Source organism: Pseudomonas syringae pv. tomato str. DC3000 (genome assembly GCF_000007805.1).
In the GTDB taxonomy this organism is placed as follows: Bacteria; Pseudomonadota; Gammaproteobacteria; order Pseudomonadales; family Pseudomonadaceae; genus Aquipseudomonas; species Aquipseudomonas avellanae.
This window is the reverse complement of record NC_004578.1, coordinates 3,722,521-3,739,681: the sequence shown is the minus strand read 5'-3', so window position 1 is coordinate 3,739,681 and position 17,161 is coordinate 3,722,521. Positions and strand designations below refer to the sequence as shown.

Genomic DNA, 17,161 nt, shown 5'->3' with positions numbered 1-17,161 from the left:
TCACACCCGCGAGGCGACGCACGATCCACGGTTAACTAGTTGACCTTGACCTCGTTGAACTTGAGTACGTTGTCTTTATTCTCGCGATCACGGAAGGACAGCTTCAAGGCAGGTGACTGCTTGACCTTGCCCTTGGCCGCTTCAAACGTCAGTGTCACGCGGGTAGGGACGTTGCGGATCAGCTGGAAATTGTCCCAGCGGTCGGACTTGGCATCGCCGACACGCATTTGCGAAAGGCCCAGCGCGCCACCGGTTTCCTCGAACAGGCTGATCGGGTTCACAAAGCGGAAATCCCGGTCTGCACTCCTGTTGGTCAGCTCCAGCGTACAGGTCGGCGATTGGCCGTTCTGGTCACAGCCCAGCAACTCGATGTCCAGGTTGTCCACGTTTTCGGAACGTTTTCCGAATATGTTGGCGTTGTCATTCTCGGTGAACAGCGTCTGGCTACGGGCGAAATCGATCGAGGGTTTGGCGTATTCGCCGCCCAGTTTAAAGAACACCGCGCAGAGAAACAGTGCAAGTGCCAGCCAGACGCCAAGCTTGAGTGCCGAGGGAAGCTTTCTGGCGAGGAACGCGATGTAAAGGCCGCAGAGCATCATGGCAGTGCTAACGATAATGATCAGGGTTTTCCAATTGATGAAATCAACCCTGAGGCCAAGAACAGCAGGGTCTGGAAAAAAGTACGTGAAAATACTCCACATGGCCCCGATCATGCCGGTAACGCTTATCGATATTTTGGCTAGAATTGCGTAAAACTTGCTTGTTCGTGGTGCTGCGTCCATTGCTGTTTGCCTTGTTCGGGTTACGGAAATGCGTACCGATGCGCTTGAACAGCAGTATCGGCGGGTTGGGGGCCTTGGGATGAGGCGTCTGTACAATCCGTGTTCAATCGCGCAGATCCAGAGGTGCCGGATACGCGAGCCTTGAGGTGCGAGAGAGCCAGAAGGGCGATGGGCTATGCCATCGCCGCGGCATTATCCTGCAATTGGATCACAAAGTGCAGCGTTTACGCATTCTGCCTGGATCGATCCCTGAGCAACGCCAGCAATGCAGTCAGCGGCAGCAGCGTGCCTGCGATCAACACCCAGGTCCAGCCGCCATGATCAAACAGCGGGCTGGCCACCGCCGAGCCAATCGCGCCGCCGATGAAAATGCTGGTCATGTACAACGCGTTGAGTCGGCTGCGGCTCGCGGCATCCAGTGCATAAACGGTGCGCTGGCCCAACACCATGCTGGTCTGCACGCAGAAATCCAGCACCACGCCGGTTATCGACAGGCCGATCACGCTGTATACCGGATGAATAAGGCCCGGAAGAAAGCTCAGTGCCCCGAACAACAGTGCGCCCAATGACGTTATCCGCGTATAGCCTGCGTCTGCCAAACGGCCGCTGATGGGGGCCGCGATGGCACCAATGGCACCGATCAAGGCAAAAAGGGCGATCTGGGTTTGCGATAGCCCGTGATTGCGCGACAGTTCCAGCGGTACGGCGGTCCAGAACAGGCTGAACGTCGCAAACATGCAGGCCTGATAAAAAGCACGCTGGCGCAGCACAGGCTGGGTCCGCAACAGGGTCCAGAGCGAGAACAGCAACTGGCCATAGGACGCACGGTGTTCAGGCAGGCGTTTGGGCATGGTGGTCGCCAGCACCACGCTGATACCGATCATCACCACGGCCGCCGAACCGAACACCGCACGCCATCCGAAATGGTCAGCCACCAGACTGGCGATGGGCCGCGCGAGCAGAATCCCCAACAGCAACCCGCCCATGATGCTGCCAACTACCCGGCCGCGCGATTCTTCCGGCGCCAGATGCGCCGCCAGCGGGATCAGCATCTGTACCGACACCGAGCTGAAACCGACCAGCAACGAGACCAGCAGAAACAGATTCGGCTGCTCGGCAAATGCAGCGCCCAGCAGGCTGAGCACCGCAACCACCGTGGTGACCAGCATCAACCTGCGGTTCTCCAGCAAATCGCCCAGCGGCACCAGAAAGAACAGGCCCAGTGCATAACCGATCTGCGTCAACGAAACAATCAGACTGGCCGCCGTACTCGACAGCCCGATGTCTGGGGCAATCAGCTCGATGATCGGTTGCGCGTAATAGATATTGGCGACAATCGCGCCACAGCAGAACGCGAACAGCATCACCAGACCGGGCGTCATGGTGACGGTGTTATGCGCAGATTGGGCCGAGTGGGGCATGAAAAGTCTCGCTTGAGCTAAACCTGGCAAGCACGCGACGTGCGTCTGTCAGATGGGTTATTGACCGATGGCAAGCAGGCTAACGGTTTTGTCGGGGGATAAGTAGGTACGGCGAGTTGATACAGGATATTTCTTGGAATGATGATTTGATTTGAGTCGTTTTATGGCGAGGTCTTCACGGGGCGCTCAGGAGTGCCATAATGCCGACCGTCATTGTGTTCTGGATCAATCCCCTCAGGGACTTTCATGGAAATCAAAAGCTTCAGGCTCATCAATGTGGGGCGTTTCAGTGATCTGGAGGTCGCACTGGCGCCTACCCAAAGGCATGCGTCGAAGCCTACGTCGCTCAAGTGGGCCGCCTGATCCCATAACTCACCACATACAGCGCTGGCAGAAAAAACAACGTCAGCAGGGTAGCGATGGCGATGCCGCCGATCATGGCGATGGCCATCGGCCCCCAGAACACCTCGCGGGCAATCGGGATCATGCCCAGGCTGGCGGCCGCTGCCGTCAGCAGGATCGGTCGGCAGCGATGTTCGGTGGCTTTGACCACGGCTGACCAGGCGCTTTCGCCGGCGGCGATGAACTCGTCGATCTGCGTCACCAAGATCACCGAGTTGCGAATGATGATACCGATCAGCGCCAACACGCCGAGAATTGCCACGAAGCCCAGCGGGTAGCCGGACATCAACAGCGCGGCGACCACGCCGATCAGCCCCAGCGGCACCACGCTGACGACCAGCAGGAGCTTTTTCACGCTATGCAGCTGAATCATCAGGAAGCTCACCACCAACAGCAACATCAGCGGCACGACCTTTAATATAGGCCCTTGCGAACGAGCGCTGGCCTCGACTGCGCCGCCGGTGGCGACCGAATAGCGCAAAGGTAAACCGGCGCTGAAGGCCTCGACCGCCGGCTTCAGTTGCTTGACCAGTGCGGCCGGTTGCAAGGTGCCCAGTACGTTGGCTTTAAGGGTGATGGTCGGCAGCCGGTCGCGGCGCCAGACCAGCGGCTGTTCCTGTTCGTAACTGAGTGTGGCGAATGCCAGCAGCGGTACCGTCGAGCCATTGGGCGTCGGGATTTGCAGGTTGCTCAGGGTCTGTATCGAGCTGCGTTCGTCGCTTTCGGCGCGGCCTACCAGATCGACCAGATAAGTACTGTCGCGCACCTGCGTGATGGTCGTGCCGGTGACCAGGCTGTTGAGGATCTGCGCCACGTCTTCAGACGACAGGCCAAACTGGCGCACCTTGTCCTGGGCGATGTCGATTTTCAACACCTTGCCCGGTTCGTTCCAGTCGTAGATGACCTGACCGATATTGGCGTTGGCGTCGAGAATGGCGGCCAGCGCCATGGCCTGACTGCGCACCTGTTCGATGTCCGGGCCGCTGACCCGGTACTGCACCGGCCAGCCGACGGGCGGGCCCATGTTCAGCGGCTGAACGTAGCCGCCCACCCCAACGTAGTCATCACGAAAGCGCTGGCGCAGGCGTTCGATCAGGCGATCCCGCGCTGCGCCGCCCTGGCTGACGATCACCAGTTGCCCATAAAAAGGGTTGCTCAGTTGCTGGTCCAGCGGCAGGTAGAAACGCACCGCGCCTTTGCCGACATACGAACTCCAGCGCAGCACGTCGGGATCGTCCTTGAGCGTTGCTTCAAAGCGGTCCATGGTCTGGCGTGTGCCTTCGATGGAGCCGTTTTGCGGCATGTAGATATCCACCAGGATTTCCGGGCGGTCGGAGTCCGGGAAGAACTGATTCTGCAGCAGCTTGCCCGCGAACAGCGAGCCGACGAACATCAGTAACGTGATGCCGATCACCCACCAGCGCTGCTCCAGCGTCTTGATCAACAGGCGGCTGAAACCGCGCATCCAGCGCCCCGGCGCAGCATGCTGTGCCGACGCCTTGAGAATGTGCACGCCGATCAGTGGCGCAAACAGCACCGCCACCAGCCAGGACAGCAGCAGCGCCACGGCGATGACCGCGAACATGGTGAACACGTATTCGCCCGCTGAGCTGGAATTCAGGCCGATGGGCACGAAACCGGCAACCGTCACCAGCGTGCCGGTCAGCATCGGGAAGGCTGTCGAGGTATAGGCAAAGGTCGCGGCTTGCTGCAAGGAGTCGCCGCTTTCAAGGCGCGTGACCATCATTTCGACGGTGATCATGGCGTCATCCACTAACAGCCCGAGGGCGATGATCAGCGCACCGAGCGAAATGCGTTGCATGGTGATGCCGCTGTACTCCATGAACACGAAGACCAGCGCGAGTACCAGCGGAATCGAGCAGGCAACGACCAGGCCTGCGCGAACCCCGAGGCTGATGAAACTCACCACCAGAACGATCAGGATCGCCTCGAACAGGGCGTGGGTGAAACCGCCGATGGCTTTTTCGACCACTTCGGCCTGGCTCGACACCAGGTGCACGTCGATGCCCAGCGGCAGCTCGGTGGTCAGGTCGTCGATGCGCTGCTGTAGTTGCGTGCCGAACGCCTGAATGTTGCCGCCCTGTTTCATGGCCACGGCAAGGCCGATGGCGGGCTGGCCGTTGAAGCGGAACAGCGAGGAGGGCGGGTCGGCATAACGGCGTTCGATGGTTGCCAGATCGCTGAGGCGAAAGAATCGGTCGCCGAAGCGCAGGTTGATGGCTTCAAGGTCTTCTTCACTGCTGAACTGACCGCTGGCCCGCACGGCGATACGCTCAGGACCGGCTTCCATGACGCCTGCGGGCGTCACCGAATTTTGCGCTTGCAGGCTTTGCAACACCTGACGCTGATCGATGCCCAGCGCCGCGAGCTTGCGAATGGAGAAATTCAGATAAATGACTTCGCGCTGCGCGCCGAGCAGTTCGATCTTGCCCAGGTTGGGCACGCTGCGAATGTCGGCGCGCACTTGCTCGACGTAGTCGCGCAGCTGACGAAACGACAGGCCGTCGGCGGTGAACGCATAGATGCTGCCGAACACGTCACCAAACTCGTCGTTGAACGCCGGGCCCTGAATACCGCTGGGCAGTTCGCTGCGCACATCGCTGATTTTTTTGCGCACCTGATACCACGCCGCGGGGATATCAGCGCTGCGGGTTTCGCTTTTGAGGAACACGAAAATCGTCGATTCACTGGCCAGCGTGTAACTTTTCACGTAGTCCAGCGCGTCGATTTCCTCAAGCTTCTTTTCCAGTCGGTCTGTGACCTGTTGCAGGGTGTCGGGCAGTGTCGCGCCCGGCCAGCGGGCCTGGATGACCATGGTCTTGATGGCGAACGAGGGGTCTTCCTCGCGGCCCAGGTTCAGAAACGACCAACTGCCCATCAGCAGTGAAACGAACATCATGTACCAGACCAGCGTGCGGTGTTTAAGCCCCCAGGCCGACAGATTGAAGCGCTCCCTCACAAACTGACCTCGCGTTGCATGCGTATTTTCTGTCCGGACTGCATGCCGTTGACGCCGGCAGTCACCACTTTCTCGCCTTCGTGCAGTTCGCCGCTGACCTGTACTTTGCCGCCCTTACGCGCCAGCACCTGCACCGCGCGCGGGCTCAGTGTCGAGGTTGAAGGGTCGATCACCCACACCTGATCCTTGCCATCCCGCGCCAGCACGGCGCTGGCCGGCAGCTCATGAAAGGCCGGGGCGTTGCCGCTTATTTCAACGGTCACTGTGGAGCCCAGACGCAAGCTGTCCGGTATGTGCTGCAAGGCCAGGCGGACGCGCTGGGTGCGCGTGCCCGCATCGATCTGCGGGGCCAACTGGCGAACACTGGCAATCACCGACACCTGCTTATCAAGCTGGGAAATCACTCTGATCTGCCGACTGTCATCCAGCGAGGCCAGCAGCCCGACCGGCAGGTCGACCACCGCTTCGCGGCTTTCCGGGCGGGCAAGGCTGACCACCGCTTGCCCGGTGGCCATGACCTGGCCCACTTCGGTTTGCCACTGGGTGACCAGGCCGTCGAATTCGGCGGTAAGCCGGGTGTAGGCAAGGTGGTCACCGGCTTGTTGCACCGCTGCGCTGGCCTGATCGAGGAGTGCGTTCTGGCTGCGCAGGTCGCTGTTCAACTGATCCAGACGCGCCCGCGAGCCGACGCCTCGGGTATATAGCTGCTGGTAGCGCGTTTGCTCGTCGCTCAACTGCTGCCAGGCAGACCGGGCTCTGCTCAGTTCTGCCTGACGGGCACGTAGGCGGTTTTGCTGGTCGCTGGGGTCGAGGGTCGCCAGCAGGTCGCCTTTGCGCACCCGATCACCCATCTCGGCATGCCGGGTGGCCAGGCGTCCGGCGATGCGAAAGCCCAGTGCAACCTCATGCTGCGGCTGGATACTTCCGGCAAAACGACCATAGGACGCATTTTGTGGATCGGCTATTTCGGTGAACAGCACCGGGCGATCAATCACTTCGCGCAGCGGTTTGTCGCGACAGCCCGGTAGCGCCACGATCAGCGCGCAGAGTAGCCAGTGAAAATGTGACGATCGTGGTCCTGTGGCGGTGCCGTTCATTGCGCAGGCTCCGATGTTGCCAGCGAGACGGCGGGCTTGACTGACGCTTGCTCGGCCACCTCGACCTGTTGTCCGGGATAGAGAAACTGCAGCCCTCGGGAAACCACCCGATCGCCTTCGTTCAGCCCTTCGGAAACGATCACCTGGCCCTGTTCGTAACGCAGCACTTTCACGCGCGTCAGGCGGACTTTCGACTGGTCGTCCAGCCGCCAGACTGCCGGCTGACCCTGGGTGCGGCTCAACGCCGACCAGGGCAGGGCGAATGCCCGCTGCGATCGGGTCTGCAAGCGTGCGCTGACCACCGAGCCCAGCGCCGGTGCGATGGCGGCGTCCGGCAAGGCAACGCGTACCCGTAGTGTGCCGCTTGCGGCGGAAACAATCGATGTGATCTCGCGGATGGAGCCGCTCAATTGAATGCTCGGTTGCCCCAGTGGGCTGATCGTTACCGTGCCTTCGGTCTGGTCGGCACCCAGCAGCGATTCATACGCCGAAAATACCGCCTCGCGCTGGCCGTCATGGGCAAGGTTGAAAACCGGCGTGGCGGCTTGTACCACCTGACCTTCCTCTGCATGGCGCGCAGTGATGACGCCATCGGCTACCGCGAACAGCTCGGTGTAGCCCACCTGGTCGCGCGCGTTGGCCTGCTGCGCTCGCAACGCCGCCAGATCCCCGCGCGCACTGTCCAGGCCGGAACGTGCCTTCTGGTATTCACTGAGGTTGGTGTAGCCCTTGGGCAGCAGTAATTGCTGACGCTGATAATTCTGCTCGGCAAGGTGCAAGCGTGACTCCCGCACGGCCACTTCTGCATTGGCCGACGCCAGATCGGTCTTCTGTTCTCGCGGGTCGAGTCTGGCAAGTACTTGCCCTGCCCGCACCCGGTCGCCGACATCCACATAACGTTTGACCAGCTTGCCGGACACACGGAAGGACTGTTCGGTGACTTTTCGCGCCTGAATATCGCCCGTCAGCATTACGCTGCTGGCCACGTCTAGCGATGCAACCGGTTGCACCGCGACCCGCACCAGCGCCTTTTCTGCGGGTTTCCCTGCGGAGCAAGCGCCGAGCGAGAGCAGCGAGATGAAACCCAGCACCAGACCGGGCTGGAAGGAATTGAAGCGCTGTGACCGAATATTTCCGGGCACACGGCAGCACGAACGCAAAAGCGTCGCCAAGCAAAGAGTCATCAACGAATAGCACTGCCCAGTCAGATAAGCCGACACCCACGAACCACAACGTCACGCCGGAAAAGCTGTGCGGCTTTCCGGACGCAGGCGAGGGTGCTTCAGGCCATTGCAGTGACGCTTGGCCATACCTGTTGGCTGGCTTCTGTCCCCAGGAAGGACAGTGCAGTCTTTTGCGAGTGGTGCCAGGCAGCTTTGCTTTCCAGATCAAGAAAGTGTCCGGTGTCCGGAACTACGTTGAAGCTGCTTTTGGCAATGTAGTTGGAAAACATACGCGCATCTTCAACCGTGGTGTATTCATCTTTTTCACCGTTGATGAACAGCACCGGGATCTTGATCGAGGAAAAACGCTCGACGTAGTTGCTGGCGCTTAGTGTGCGGATCTGGCTGATGTGAAAGTCGATCTGGCCATATTCGTGCTCGGCAAGGCCGATCAGATGCTTGTAGTTATAGAGTTTGAAAAGGCGCGGCAGGTGCTTGCCGACGGTGTCGTTGAGCAGCGAGCCGATCTTGCGTTTCTCGCGTGCTGCCAGGTAGACCTGAGCCTTGTCGATGTAGTCGAGCATCGGTTCGTTGAGCACTGGAGAGAACGAGCTGATGATGGCTTTTTCCACCGAAGCCGGGCATTGCGCCAAGGCCAGCAGGGCCGATACACCGCCCCAGGAGACCGAAAGCAGGTAGTTGACCTGATACAGGTCGATGAGCTGAAGGAGGATCTGTACTTCATCTTCCTTGCTGACGATCATCTCGTCGGGGTTGTGCGCCCGGGATTGCCCCGAGAACGGCAGGTCGAACAACACGAGGTTGTAGTGCGGTTGCAGGTACTTGACCGTCTGCCCGAACGAGCCTGTAGTTGAGAGCGCACCGTTGACCAGCAAGATGGTCTTCGCGTCACTGCTTTTCCAGTAAGTCTCGGTGTAAACCTTCTACTCACCCACGCTTAAAATCTTTGATTGTGCGCCCATAACAGCCTCCCAGCCGATGTTGATCCAGTAATGTAGTGCCGCGTTCTCTGCCTTGGCAGCCATGCCAAAGCCTCGCCTGGTTAATGGCGAAATCCGGTGAGTTATTATTTGGGGTGACGCAGGTACAGGAGTTGCCCGTTATAAATAACGCAGTGCTGACGGACCGACAAGTCACTGACGTCATAAAAATGTCTAGCCGTTCACATTTTGTACGAGGGGCGATGCTGTGAAGTGAATGCACGGAATGGATTTGTTCGGGGAAAAGCGCAATATCGAGGCGTAAAAACGCATCTTTTGAGTGGAACTTGCCAGCGCTGAAACGGTCAAGCTGTATGCTTTTTTGTAACATCTAGTTACAATTTAACGCTTGGCAGATCGCGCCAGATTAATATCTAAACCTCTGGAACCATCGTGCCAGACGCCTTAATCTCGTCAAAAAGCAGGCACGACGCATATGTAACCATCACATTGTGCGCGTGAACTTCAGGTAAGCGTGTTGGCGACGCGACATTCCAGCAGCAGGCTTGCGCCGCCATATTCGCTGGTGCCGATCTGCAACGAAAAGCCATGCAAATTGACGATCGCCGCCACCACCGACAGGCCGAGACCAAAGCCGCTCTGCTCGTTGCCGGTTTCGCTGCGATAGAAGCGCTGGAACACCGCTGCGCGTTCGGCAACAGGGATGCCGGGGCCGGAATCCTGTACGTCGATGCAGGGCGTTGCAGTGTCCTTGCCCGGATAGGCGCTGATTTTCACGATGCCGCCAGGCGGGGTGAATTTGATAGCGTTACCGAGCAAATTGGTCAGCGCTTCAAACAGCAGAGCGCGGTCGCCCACCAGCGTAGGCAACGGGTCCTGCAAATCCAGCAGCAGGGTAATCTGGTCTTCTTCGGCCAGAGGCAAATAGAAATCATGCAGCTCCTGCAGCAGTGGTCGCAACTGCAGCTCGACGAATGCCGAACGTCGCTGACGGTCCTCCAGCTCCGAAATCCGCAGCAGCCCACGGAAGCGCGCCATCAGCGTGTCGGCTTCACTGATAACCTGCGCGATCTGTACGGCATGGGTCGAGTCGTGTGCTGATTGTTGCTGGATGCGATAAAGCTGGGCGCGCAGCCGGGTCAAGGGCGTGCGCAGGTCGTGGGCGATGTTGTCGCAGACGCCCTTGACCTCATTCATGAGTTTTTCGATGCGGTCGAGCATGGCGTTGACGATCACCGCCAGCATGTCCAGTTCGTCACGCCGGTTCGACACCGGCAGGCGGCCAGCCATGTCGCCGGCAATGATCGATTCAGCGCTGGCCTGAATGGCGCGGATACGGCGCAACGGGCGCCGACGCAACCAGTGCCAGCCGGCCACGCCAGGAATAATGGTCAGCGAAATCCCCCACAACAAGGCGTGCAGGATCAGCGTGCTGACCGCCAGCAGTGAGCCATTCTCGCGCACCAGCACCAGCCAGCGGCCGTCGGAGGTACGATTGACGATCGCATCGCAACTGCCTTGCGGCATGCCCGGATCTTCCGACTCGATACAGTCGTTCAGCACATGGATCAGGCCATCGATGGGCAGGTTTTCCGGCACGCTGGTGATGGGGCCGGCGACCGGGCGGAAGTTCTGGTCGAACAGGCCGTAAGCATCTACCGCGCGGGTATCGAAAGTCATGCTGGTGGCCAGGGCATCGACCAGTGCCTGACCTTCGAAGCGCGAGAACAATTGCTGGCGGTGGGTGAGTGACTCGCGGGCGAGGGTGTCCAGATAGGAGTTGACCTCCCAATAGAGAACGCCCAGAAGAATCACGCTCCAGGCGACAAACAGAGAACTGTACAGCGCCAACAGGCGGCTTGTTGAAGATCGCCAGCCCTTAGACGGGTTCGGCAATGACATAACCTGACCCTCGCACGGTCTGGATCAGCTGTGCGGTGCCAGGTTGATCGATCTTCTTGCGCAGACGGCCGATGTGCACATCGATCAGGTTGGTGCCCGGGTCGAAGTGATAGCCCCATACTTCCTGGAAGATCATCATGCGCGTGATGATTTGCCCGCTGTTGCGCATCAGAAATTCCAGCAGCTTGAACTCGGTGGGCAGCAGGATCAACGGCTCACCCCCCCGACAGGCTTCGCGGCTGATCAGGTTCAGCTCCAGGTCGGCAACCTGCAACACGGTCTTGGCCGCGCTGACCGGGTTGCTGCGGCGCAGAAGGACCTCGACGCGTGCTGCCATTTCGTCCGACGCGAACGGTTTGGGCAGATAATCATCGCCTCCGGCCCTTAGCCCGCGTACGCGTTCGTCCACATCGGACAGCGCGCTGATCATCAGGATCGGCGTGGAAATGCCCTGGGCACGCAGGTGGGTGACGATGGTCAGGCCATCCATCTCCGGCAGCATGCGGTCCAGGGTAATGAGGTCGTAGTCGCCGCTCACTGCACGCGCCAGGCCGTCACGGCCGTTGTCCACCCAGTCCACTTCCAGCCCGTGGCTGCTGAGTTCGGTGACAATTTCCTTTGCGGTGATGGCATCATCTTCGATTGCCAGAATTCGGGTCATGGTCCCTGCCTGAATAGGTGCGTTCAAAGGCTTATTCTGCCTTTAAAACCCGTCACGTTTCCTGAAAGAAAGTTTAATGACGGGGATCATATCTCTTTCTGTGCCCCTGTATCAGCGTCCTTGAGCGCGCGTTCCTTCTCCAGCCGACGTTTTTCGGCCTTGGCCTTGCGGTCGCGTTCCAGTTTGGCGGTGGTGTCTTTTTCGCTGCGGATCTGCGCATGGCTGATCAGGGCGAAGATAAAGCTACCGCCGATGATATTGCCTGCCAGTGTCGGCCCGGCAAAGGCAAACCAGAAGTCTTTCCAGGCTATCTCACCCGCAAAAACCAGATAGGACACTTCGGCCGAACCCACCACAATGTGAGTGAAGTCGCCCAGTGCCATCAGGTAAGTGATCAGCACGATGATAGCGATCTTGGCGTTTTCCATGGAGGCAATCATCCAGACCATGGTCGCGATCATCCAGCCGGACACAATGCCCTTGGAAAACATCTGACCGAGGTCGTTTTCCATGACCTTGCGGCCGATCTCCAGAAACGCCTTGTCGGTGCTGGTATCGAAAATCGGCAGATTGAGCATGACGTACGCCACCAGCAGCGTGCCGGCCAGGTTGCCGGTCAGGACCACAGCCCACAGGCGCAGCAGCCGACCGATATTGGCCAGGTTCAGCTTGCTCATGACCGGCAGCACAGCCGTGATGGTGTTTTCGGTGAACAACTGCTGACGTGCCAGAATCACCGCGAGAAACCCGGCCGAATAACCCAGGCTGCTGATGACATGGCTGCCCGGAATGCCTTCAAGGCGCGATTTCAGCAAGCCCATCGCCATGAGCGACAGGCCCATCGTCAGGCCGGCCGCCAGTGCCGACCACCACAGGGCGGCGACGCTGCGCTCCAGTTCGTGGTCGCCCTGAATACGGATAGTCTCGTGCAGCACCGCCGCGCGCGGCGGCTGGTTCTCATCAATATCGCGCTCTTCCTCAGCCGACAGGCCGGGGGTCTTGCCTTCTACTTCGTGGTCCATACAACGTCCTCAGCGCCAGTGATGAAATGGACCTGCGCGGGCAGGGCCGGTCCGATGGTTCAGACAGGCGCCGCACGCCGTCGTTCGCGATCGGTGTTACGCATCGAGAATTGTGAGCGCGAGTTGGCACATTCTCAGGCCTGACCCAGCAGATCGGCGCTTTGCACGCGCTCGACGCCCATCTCCAGCAGTGTCTTCCAGGCGTGCTCCAGCGAGCCGTTCATGTCGATGGCGCGACAGGCGTCTTCAATGACATACGTATTGAAACCGGCACTGCGCGCATCCTGAGCAGACCACGCGACACAGAAGTCCAGTGCCAGGCCGACCACGAACAGCGTGTCGATACCGCGCTCCTTCAAATACCCGGCCAGCCCGGTGGTGGTTGACCGGTCTGCCTCCAGAAACGCCGAGTAGCTGTCTATGTGCGCATTGCAGCCCTTGCGCAGGATCAACTGCGCGTGAGGCAGATCGAGGTCGGCATGCAATTGCGCACCGTGGCTGCCTTGCACGCAGTGATCCGGCCACAGGGTCTGCGGACCGTAGGGCAGGGTGATGCTCTCGAACGGCACGCGCTGCGCATGGCTTGAGGCAAACGAGATGTGCCTGGCCGGGTGCCAGTCCTGAGTGACGATCACCCGTGCAAAGCGCGCACCCAGACGATTGATCAATGGCAGCAACGCATCACCGTCAGCCACCGCCAGCTGCCCGCCGGGCATGAAGTCGTACTGCATGTCGATCACCAGCAGGGCGCAGCGAGGATCGGCAGGCTGGTTGGAAAGCGGCATCGGCGGTTCTCTCATCAAAAGGGCTGTGGTGTATCGCAGTTTGCCTGTTTGTCCCCGTGTTTGCTAAGTGCGATCGACAGCAGTGGGAAAGGTATTTTTGCGATTTTGTATCAAGTGGTAATACGAATCTGTACTATTCGCGAAAAATCCTGCCGGGTCCCAAGAGGCCTGGTTTCTTGCCAAGGGCTGCACGTCGATGCGTCGTACTCTCGTTTCACTTTGTGTCATTCAAGCTATCTCCCAGGCCGCCTGGGCTGACCAGGTTACTGCCGGGCAACCTTCGAGCGATTCGATAGAGTTGCAGAACATCGACATTCAAGGCGCCGCCAGTGCCGAAAACGCACAAGGGCCGGTTGACGGCTATCGGGCCACACGCTCCGCCAGCGCCACACGTACCGACACCTCTTTGCATGAAACCCCGCAGTCCGTCAGCGTCGTGACCCGCGAGGCAGTGGAAGACATCGGTGCTACGCGCCTGCAGGATGCTCTCGATTACGCAGGCGGGGTCGGGCGGGCCAACAACTTCGGCGGCCAGGGCCTGACCACGTTTACCGTGCGCGGCTTCACCACGGGAGAGTTCTATCGCAACGGCTTCCCGATCAATCGCGGTTATCCGAACATGCCGGACGCCAACACCATTGAGCGCCTTGAAGTGCTGCGCGGTCCTGCCACCACGCTGTACGGCCGTGGCGATCCGGGAGGCACTTTTAATGTGGTCTCCAAACAACCGCTGGCCGAGCGCAAGGTCACATTGGGCAGCCAGCTTAATGATCAGGGCATGAAGCGCGGTACGCTGGATGCGTCCGGCCCGCTCGATGATGAAGGGCGTTTTGCCTATCGACTCAATGTCGTGGGCGAGGGTGGCGATACCTTTCGTGATCACGTCGAAACCGAGCGTTATGGCGTGGCGCCGGTCTTGAGCTGGCAGGTCAACGACGCCACGCGCATCACCTTCGAGGGTGATTTCATGCGCAACAACGCACCGCTGGATCGGGGCCTGACGCGCTATCCCGCCCAGACACGCACCGCTTCGCGCGACACCTTCTTCGGCGAAAAGAGCGTGGGCAAGCTGCACAATGACAACAACATGGCGCAACTGCGCTTTGATCACGACCTGAACGCTGACTGGAAGCTGGGCGGTGGCGTGCAGATGCTCGACGGCTCGCTGCAAGGCGATGCCATTGAGGCCAACGGCCTGGCCGCCGACGGTAGCACCCTGGGCCGTAACTTCAACTACCGCAAGCTGGAGTGGACTGACCGCGATGTGCAACTGAACCTGACCGGGCATTTCTCGGCGGGCGGTTTCGAGCACACGCTGCTGACCGGCGTGGAGTACGAAGACTACGACTACAAATCGATCATCCAGCGCTCCAGCGGCGCAGTCAGTGCCTACCCCATCGACATCTTCAATCCGGTCTATGGCCAGGCTCGACCCGCACTGACCCGAACCACCACCCACGACAAGGAAAATCTGAAAACCTGGGCTGCCTTCGTCCAAGACCAGGTAACGCTGACCGAGCGCCTGAAACTGGTGGGCGGCGTGCGTCTGGAGCGCTTCGAGCACGACTACGATTCTTTCCTCCCCGGCACCAGCAGCTGGACCGCCAGCGATAACGCCGTCACACCGCGTGTTGGTCTGAGCTGCGACCTGACCGACACCGTCGCGGTCTACGCCAACACCGCGCGTTCATTCAAACCCAACAGCGGTGCCAGCCGGCTGGGTGGCGGCTTCAAACCGGAAGAGGGCAAGTCATACGAGATTGGTACCAAGTGGGAAACGCTGGAAGGGCAGTTGAGTGTCGACGCGGCGATCTACCAGATCGAGAAACGCAACGTGCTGACCACCGACCCGGTTGACTCCACATTCAGCGTGGCGGCAGGCGAAGTACGGAGCCGTGGCCTGGACCTCAACGTGGTCGGCAACCTGACGCCCGAGTGGCGGATGATGGGCAGCTACGCGTACGTCGACGCCGAGGTGACCAAAGACAACACGCTGCGCTCCGGCACACGTCTGATGAACATCCCCGAACAGACGTTCAGCCTGCTCAATGTCTACGAATTTCAGGACGGTGCGTTGCGTGGCCTGGGGTTGGGCGCCGGCGGCCGCTACGTCGATCAGCGCGCCGGCCGTACCGCCAACGTCGCCTTCTCGATGGACAGCTACACCGTGTTCGACCTGCTGGCCTTTTACAAGGTCAACCCGAACGTCAAGCTCAACCTCGACCTGAAGAATGTTTTTAACACCGAGTATGAAGAAGGCGCGTTTGGCAACGTCTACGCGTATCCGGGGGCTCCGCGGACGGTGCAGGTGGGGATCGCCTATACGCTGTGATGCTGCACGTATCTGCTTTTGGCATAGAAAGCCTGACCCTTTTCAGGGTCGGGTTCAGCGGCGGGTATCAATGACATCGAGCCCCGATCACTCGGGGCATCGAATCATGAGTACTGATCTGACTTTGAAAATCCGACACGGCGGCGAAGTTTGCCGTCCTGGAACTGGTCCTTGCCGGGCAAAATATCCGCTCCCGCTGCTTTAAGAGCGGCCATGTTATCCGTCATGGCTTTGGTGGCATCGTCCTTTTGCCGGAAGGTGCTCCCTATCAGCAAGCTGGCATTGCCCACTTCGCCAATCTGCAATTTATAGCCAGCCTCTTGAAGCGCCTTGATCTGTTTTCCGAGCCGGGAAGACGCTTCGCTTTCTCTGGCATACACATGAAAACCGCCAATCAGGGCAGGGTTGCCTTCGCCATTGGCGGCCTTCAATTGATCGGCAAACTTGACCAGGCCGCTCTGCGGGCCAGCGGTCAGGCCACCCCCCCAGTTACTGTCCTCGACAACAATGCTTCCTTTAAAGCCGGCATTGCGCGCGGACTTGATCAAGGTGGTCTGCATGTCGGACCACTCCTGACTGGCGCTGTTACCGCCCTGATGGAAAGTGTCGAGCACGAAGCCTGGACGACTGCCGAACTTTTTGACCACACTGCTGATGTCGGCCGCAGCCTGCTTCAACTTGTCTCCCGTCAGCACGTTGCCGCTGCCCTGGTTCGCATTGTCACGAAACGTGAACTGAACCTTTACATCCTGTTTGCCACCTTCATTGAGCAGTGCCCGTAGCTTGTCCATCTGCTTGACGTCCCGGATCTGATCATGCGTCATCTGGATGCGTAAGGTTCCGCCTCCAATCGCTTTCAGGTCCTGAATCATCTTGGTGGCCGCAGCCGGTGTGGCGATGTCATCAGGATTGACGTTGGCGCCCCCGCGCGCGACGGTCTGGGCAGTTTTTGCTGCCTCTGTAGAGGCGGCCTTTTCTGCTTCCTTGGCTTTTTTTTCTGCGTCCGAAAGGGCCGTGCTGTCCTTCACCGCGGCCACTTCGCTGCCAACAGCCTTTGTATCGTTCTGGCTGACAAGCGCTTTTTGACTGGCAAGCAAAGCCGTGTCTGACGAGGAATCTTCGCTCTCCAGTGACCGGGTATTTCGGCTGAGCATCATCCTTGTGTAAACAGGGGACCCTTCCGCTGTCTCGGCGGAGCGGCTGTCGGAGGCCGTATAGGTGTCGAGTTTCGCCTGCTTTTCAGGGGTCGGCTCAGTAGCGCCAGCGTCCACGGCCCGCGTGGTTCTGTCTGCCGTTGCAGGCTTTTCACTGGTGGCCATGAGGGGGTCATAGGACCTGGCGGTGTGGATGTTCATCGAATGTCTCTGTGGGCTCTGTGCGAAAAGTGGCTGCGCTCGGTGAAACAGAAAAATGAGTCGCCAAGGAAGCGATAACTTATTAAATGACAGTGTTCAGCTAGATCATAGGGGACTTTGCGATGACGCTTTTATTAACGTTTCGCTTTTTCTGTTCTTTTTAGATGGTTTTTTGGCGAAGTCGTGTTTTTAGCGTTATCTGTCTGCGGGCAGGTTCGCATACATGCAGCGTGTAGGGCAACAAAAATTCCAATGGCTGATGTTTTAGCTTTTCCTTAGGGGGCGGCGGTCATCGAC

General features: G+C 59.3%; 11 protein-coding genes and 1 pseudogene. 1 reads left to right on the top strand and 11 read right to left on the bottom strand.

The features are described from left to right. Nucleotides 1–35: 35 nt before the first annotated feature. The 10 genes and pseudogenes from PSPTO_RS17090 to pncA form a co-directional block, all read right to left on the bottom strand. Entirely contained in the window at nucleotides 36–782 is a 747-nt protein-coding gene (locus PSPTO_RS17090; RefSeq protein ID WP_024666348.1) for a hypothetical protein, read from the bottom strand. Nucleotides 783–1,006: 224 nt separating this feature from the next. Further along, entirely contained in the window at nucleotides 1,007–2,203 is a 1,197-nt protein-coding gene (locus PSPTO_RS17085; RefSeq protein ID WP_011104489.1) for an MFS transporter, read from the bottom strand. Between the two features lie 346 nt (nucleotides 2,204–2,549). After that, nucleotides 2,550–5,585 (bottom strand): efflux RND transporter permease subunit, encoded by a 3,036-nt coding sequence (locus tag PSPTO_RS17080; RefSeq protein ID WP_011104487.1) that lies wholly within the window; start codon nucleotides 5,583–5,585, stop codon nucleotides 2,550–2,552. Next, a complete protein-coding gene (locus PSPTO_RS17075) occupies nucleotides 5,582–6,682 on the bottom strand; it encodes an efflux RND transporter periplasmic adaptor subunit (protein WP_011104486.1) in 1,101 nt (366 codons plus the stop codon). Before PSPTO_RS17075 ends, PSPTO_RS17080 begins: the two co-directional genes overlap by 4 nt. After that, the gene (locus PSPTO_RS17070; RefSeq protein ID WP_011104485.1) at nucleotides 6,679–7,866 is read right to left on the bottom strand and encodes an efflux RND transporter periplasmic adaptor subunit; all 1,188 of its coding nucleotides are present in this window, start codon (nucleotides 7,864–7,866) and stop codon (nucleotides 6,679–6,681) included. The genes PSPTO_RS17075 and PSPTO_RS17070 overlap by 4 nt, the downstream gene beginning before the upstream one ends. 98 nt (nucleotides 7,867–7,964) lie before the next feature. After that, a pseudogene (locus PSPTO_RS17065) lies at nucleotides 7,965–8,891 on the bottom strand (alpha/beta fold hydrolase). Nucleotides 8,892–9,311: 420 nt separating this feature from the next. Next, nucleotides 9,312–10,709 (bottom strand): sensor histidine kinase, encoded by a 1,398-nt coding sequence (locus PSPTO_RS17060; protein WP_007246072.1) that lies wholly within the window; start codon nucleotides 10,707–10,709, stop codon nucleotides 9,312–9,314. After that, the gene (locus PSPTO_RS17055; protein ID WP_003381155.1) at nucleotides 10,687–11,370 is read right to left on the bottom strand and encodes a response regulator transcription factor; all 684 of its coding nucleotides are present in this window, start codon (nucleotides 11,368–11,370) and stop codon (nucleotides 10,687–10,689) included. Before PSPTO_RS17055 ends, PSPTO_RS17060 begins: the two co-directional genes overlap by 23 nt. A gap of 86 nt (nucleotides 11,371–11,456) precedes the next feature. Beyond that, nucleotides 11,457–12,392, bottom strand: coding sequence for a formate/nitrite transporter family protein (locus tag PSPTO_RS17050; RefSeq protein WP_005767320.1), 936 nt, complete (start codon nucleotides 12,390–12,392; stop codon nucleotides 11,457–11,459). A 134-nt stretch (nucleotides 12,393–12,526) separates the two neighbouring features. Continuing rightward, complete coding sequence (gene pncA / locus PSPTO_RS17045) at nucleotides 12,527–13,177, bottom strand: bifunctional nicotinamidase/pyrazinamidase (RefSeq protein WP_011104483.1); 651 nt, start codon at nucleotides 13,175–13,177, stop codon at nucleotides 12,527–12,529. Nucleotides 13,178–13,373: 196 nt separating this feature from the next. On the opposite strand from pncA, the gene PSPTO_RS17040 reads away from it, so the two are divergent. Then, on the top strand, nucleotides 13,374–15,509 hold the full coding sequence (locus PSPTO_RS17040; protein WP_011104482.1) for a TonB-dependent siderophore receptor: 2,136 nt from the start codon (nucleotides 13,374–13,376) through the stop codon (nucleotides 15,507–15,509). 104 nt (nucleotides 15,510–15,613) lie between these two features. Here PSPTO_RS17040 and PSPTO_RS17035 read toward each other — a convergent pair whose 3' ends face one another. Continuing rightward, nucleotides 15,614–16,864: a cellulase family glycosylhydrolase gene (locus PSPTO_RS17035; protein WP_011104481.1), complete on the bottom strand. Its 1,251-nt coding sequence runs from the start codon at nucleotides 16,862–16,864 to the stop codon at nucleotides 15,614–15,616. Nucleotides 16,865–17,161 lie beyond the last annotated feature (297 nt).

Excerpts from the sequence above, each read along its gene's own strand:
- PSPTO_RS17060 (WP_007246072.1), bottom strand. The coding sequence starts at position 10,709 with ATGTCATTGCCGAACCCGTCTAAGGGCTGGCGATCTTCAACAAGCCGC.
- PSPTO_RS17085 (WP_011104489.1), bottom strand. The coding sequence starts at position 2,203 with ATGCCCCACTCGGCCCAATCTGCGCATAACACCGTCACCATGACGCCC.
- PSPTO_RS17035 (WP_011104481.1), bottom strand. The coding sequence starts at position 16,864 with ATGAACATCCACACCGCCAGGTCCTATGACCCCCTCATGGCCACCAGT.
- PSPTO_RS17040 (WP_011104482.1), top strand. The coding sequence starts at position 13,374 with ATGCGTCGTACTCTCGTTTCACTTTGTGTCATTCAAGCTATCTCCCAG.
- PSPTO_RS17075 (WP_011104486.1), bottom strand. The coding sequence starts at position 6,682 with ATGAACGGCACCGCCACAGGACCACGATCGTCACATTTTCACTGGCTA.
- pncA (WP_011104483.1), bottom strand. The coding sequence starts at position 13,177 with ATGCCGCTTTCCAACCAGCCTGCCGATCCTCGCTGCGCCCTGCTGGTG.
- PSPTO_RS17070 (WP_011104485.1), bottom strand. The coding sequence starts at position 7,866 with ATGACTCTTTGCTTGGCGACGCTTTTGCGTTCGTGCTGCCGTGTGCCC.
- PSPTO_RS17055 (WP_003381155.1), bottom strand. The coding sequence starts at position 11,370 with ATGACCCGAATTCTGGCAATCGAAGATGATGCCATCACCGCAAAGGAA.
- PSPTO_RS17090 (WP_024666348.1), bottom strand. The coding sequence starts at position 782 with ATGGACGCAGCACCACGAACAAGCAAGTTTTACGCAATTCTAGCCAAA.
- PSPTO_RS17050 (WP_005767320.1), bottom strand. The coding sequence starts at position 12,392 with ATGGACCACGAAGTAGAAGGCAAGACCCCCGGCCTGTCGGCTGAGGAA.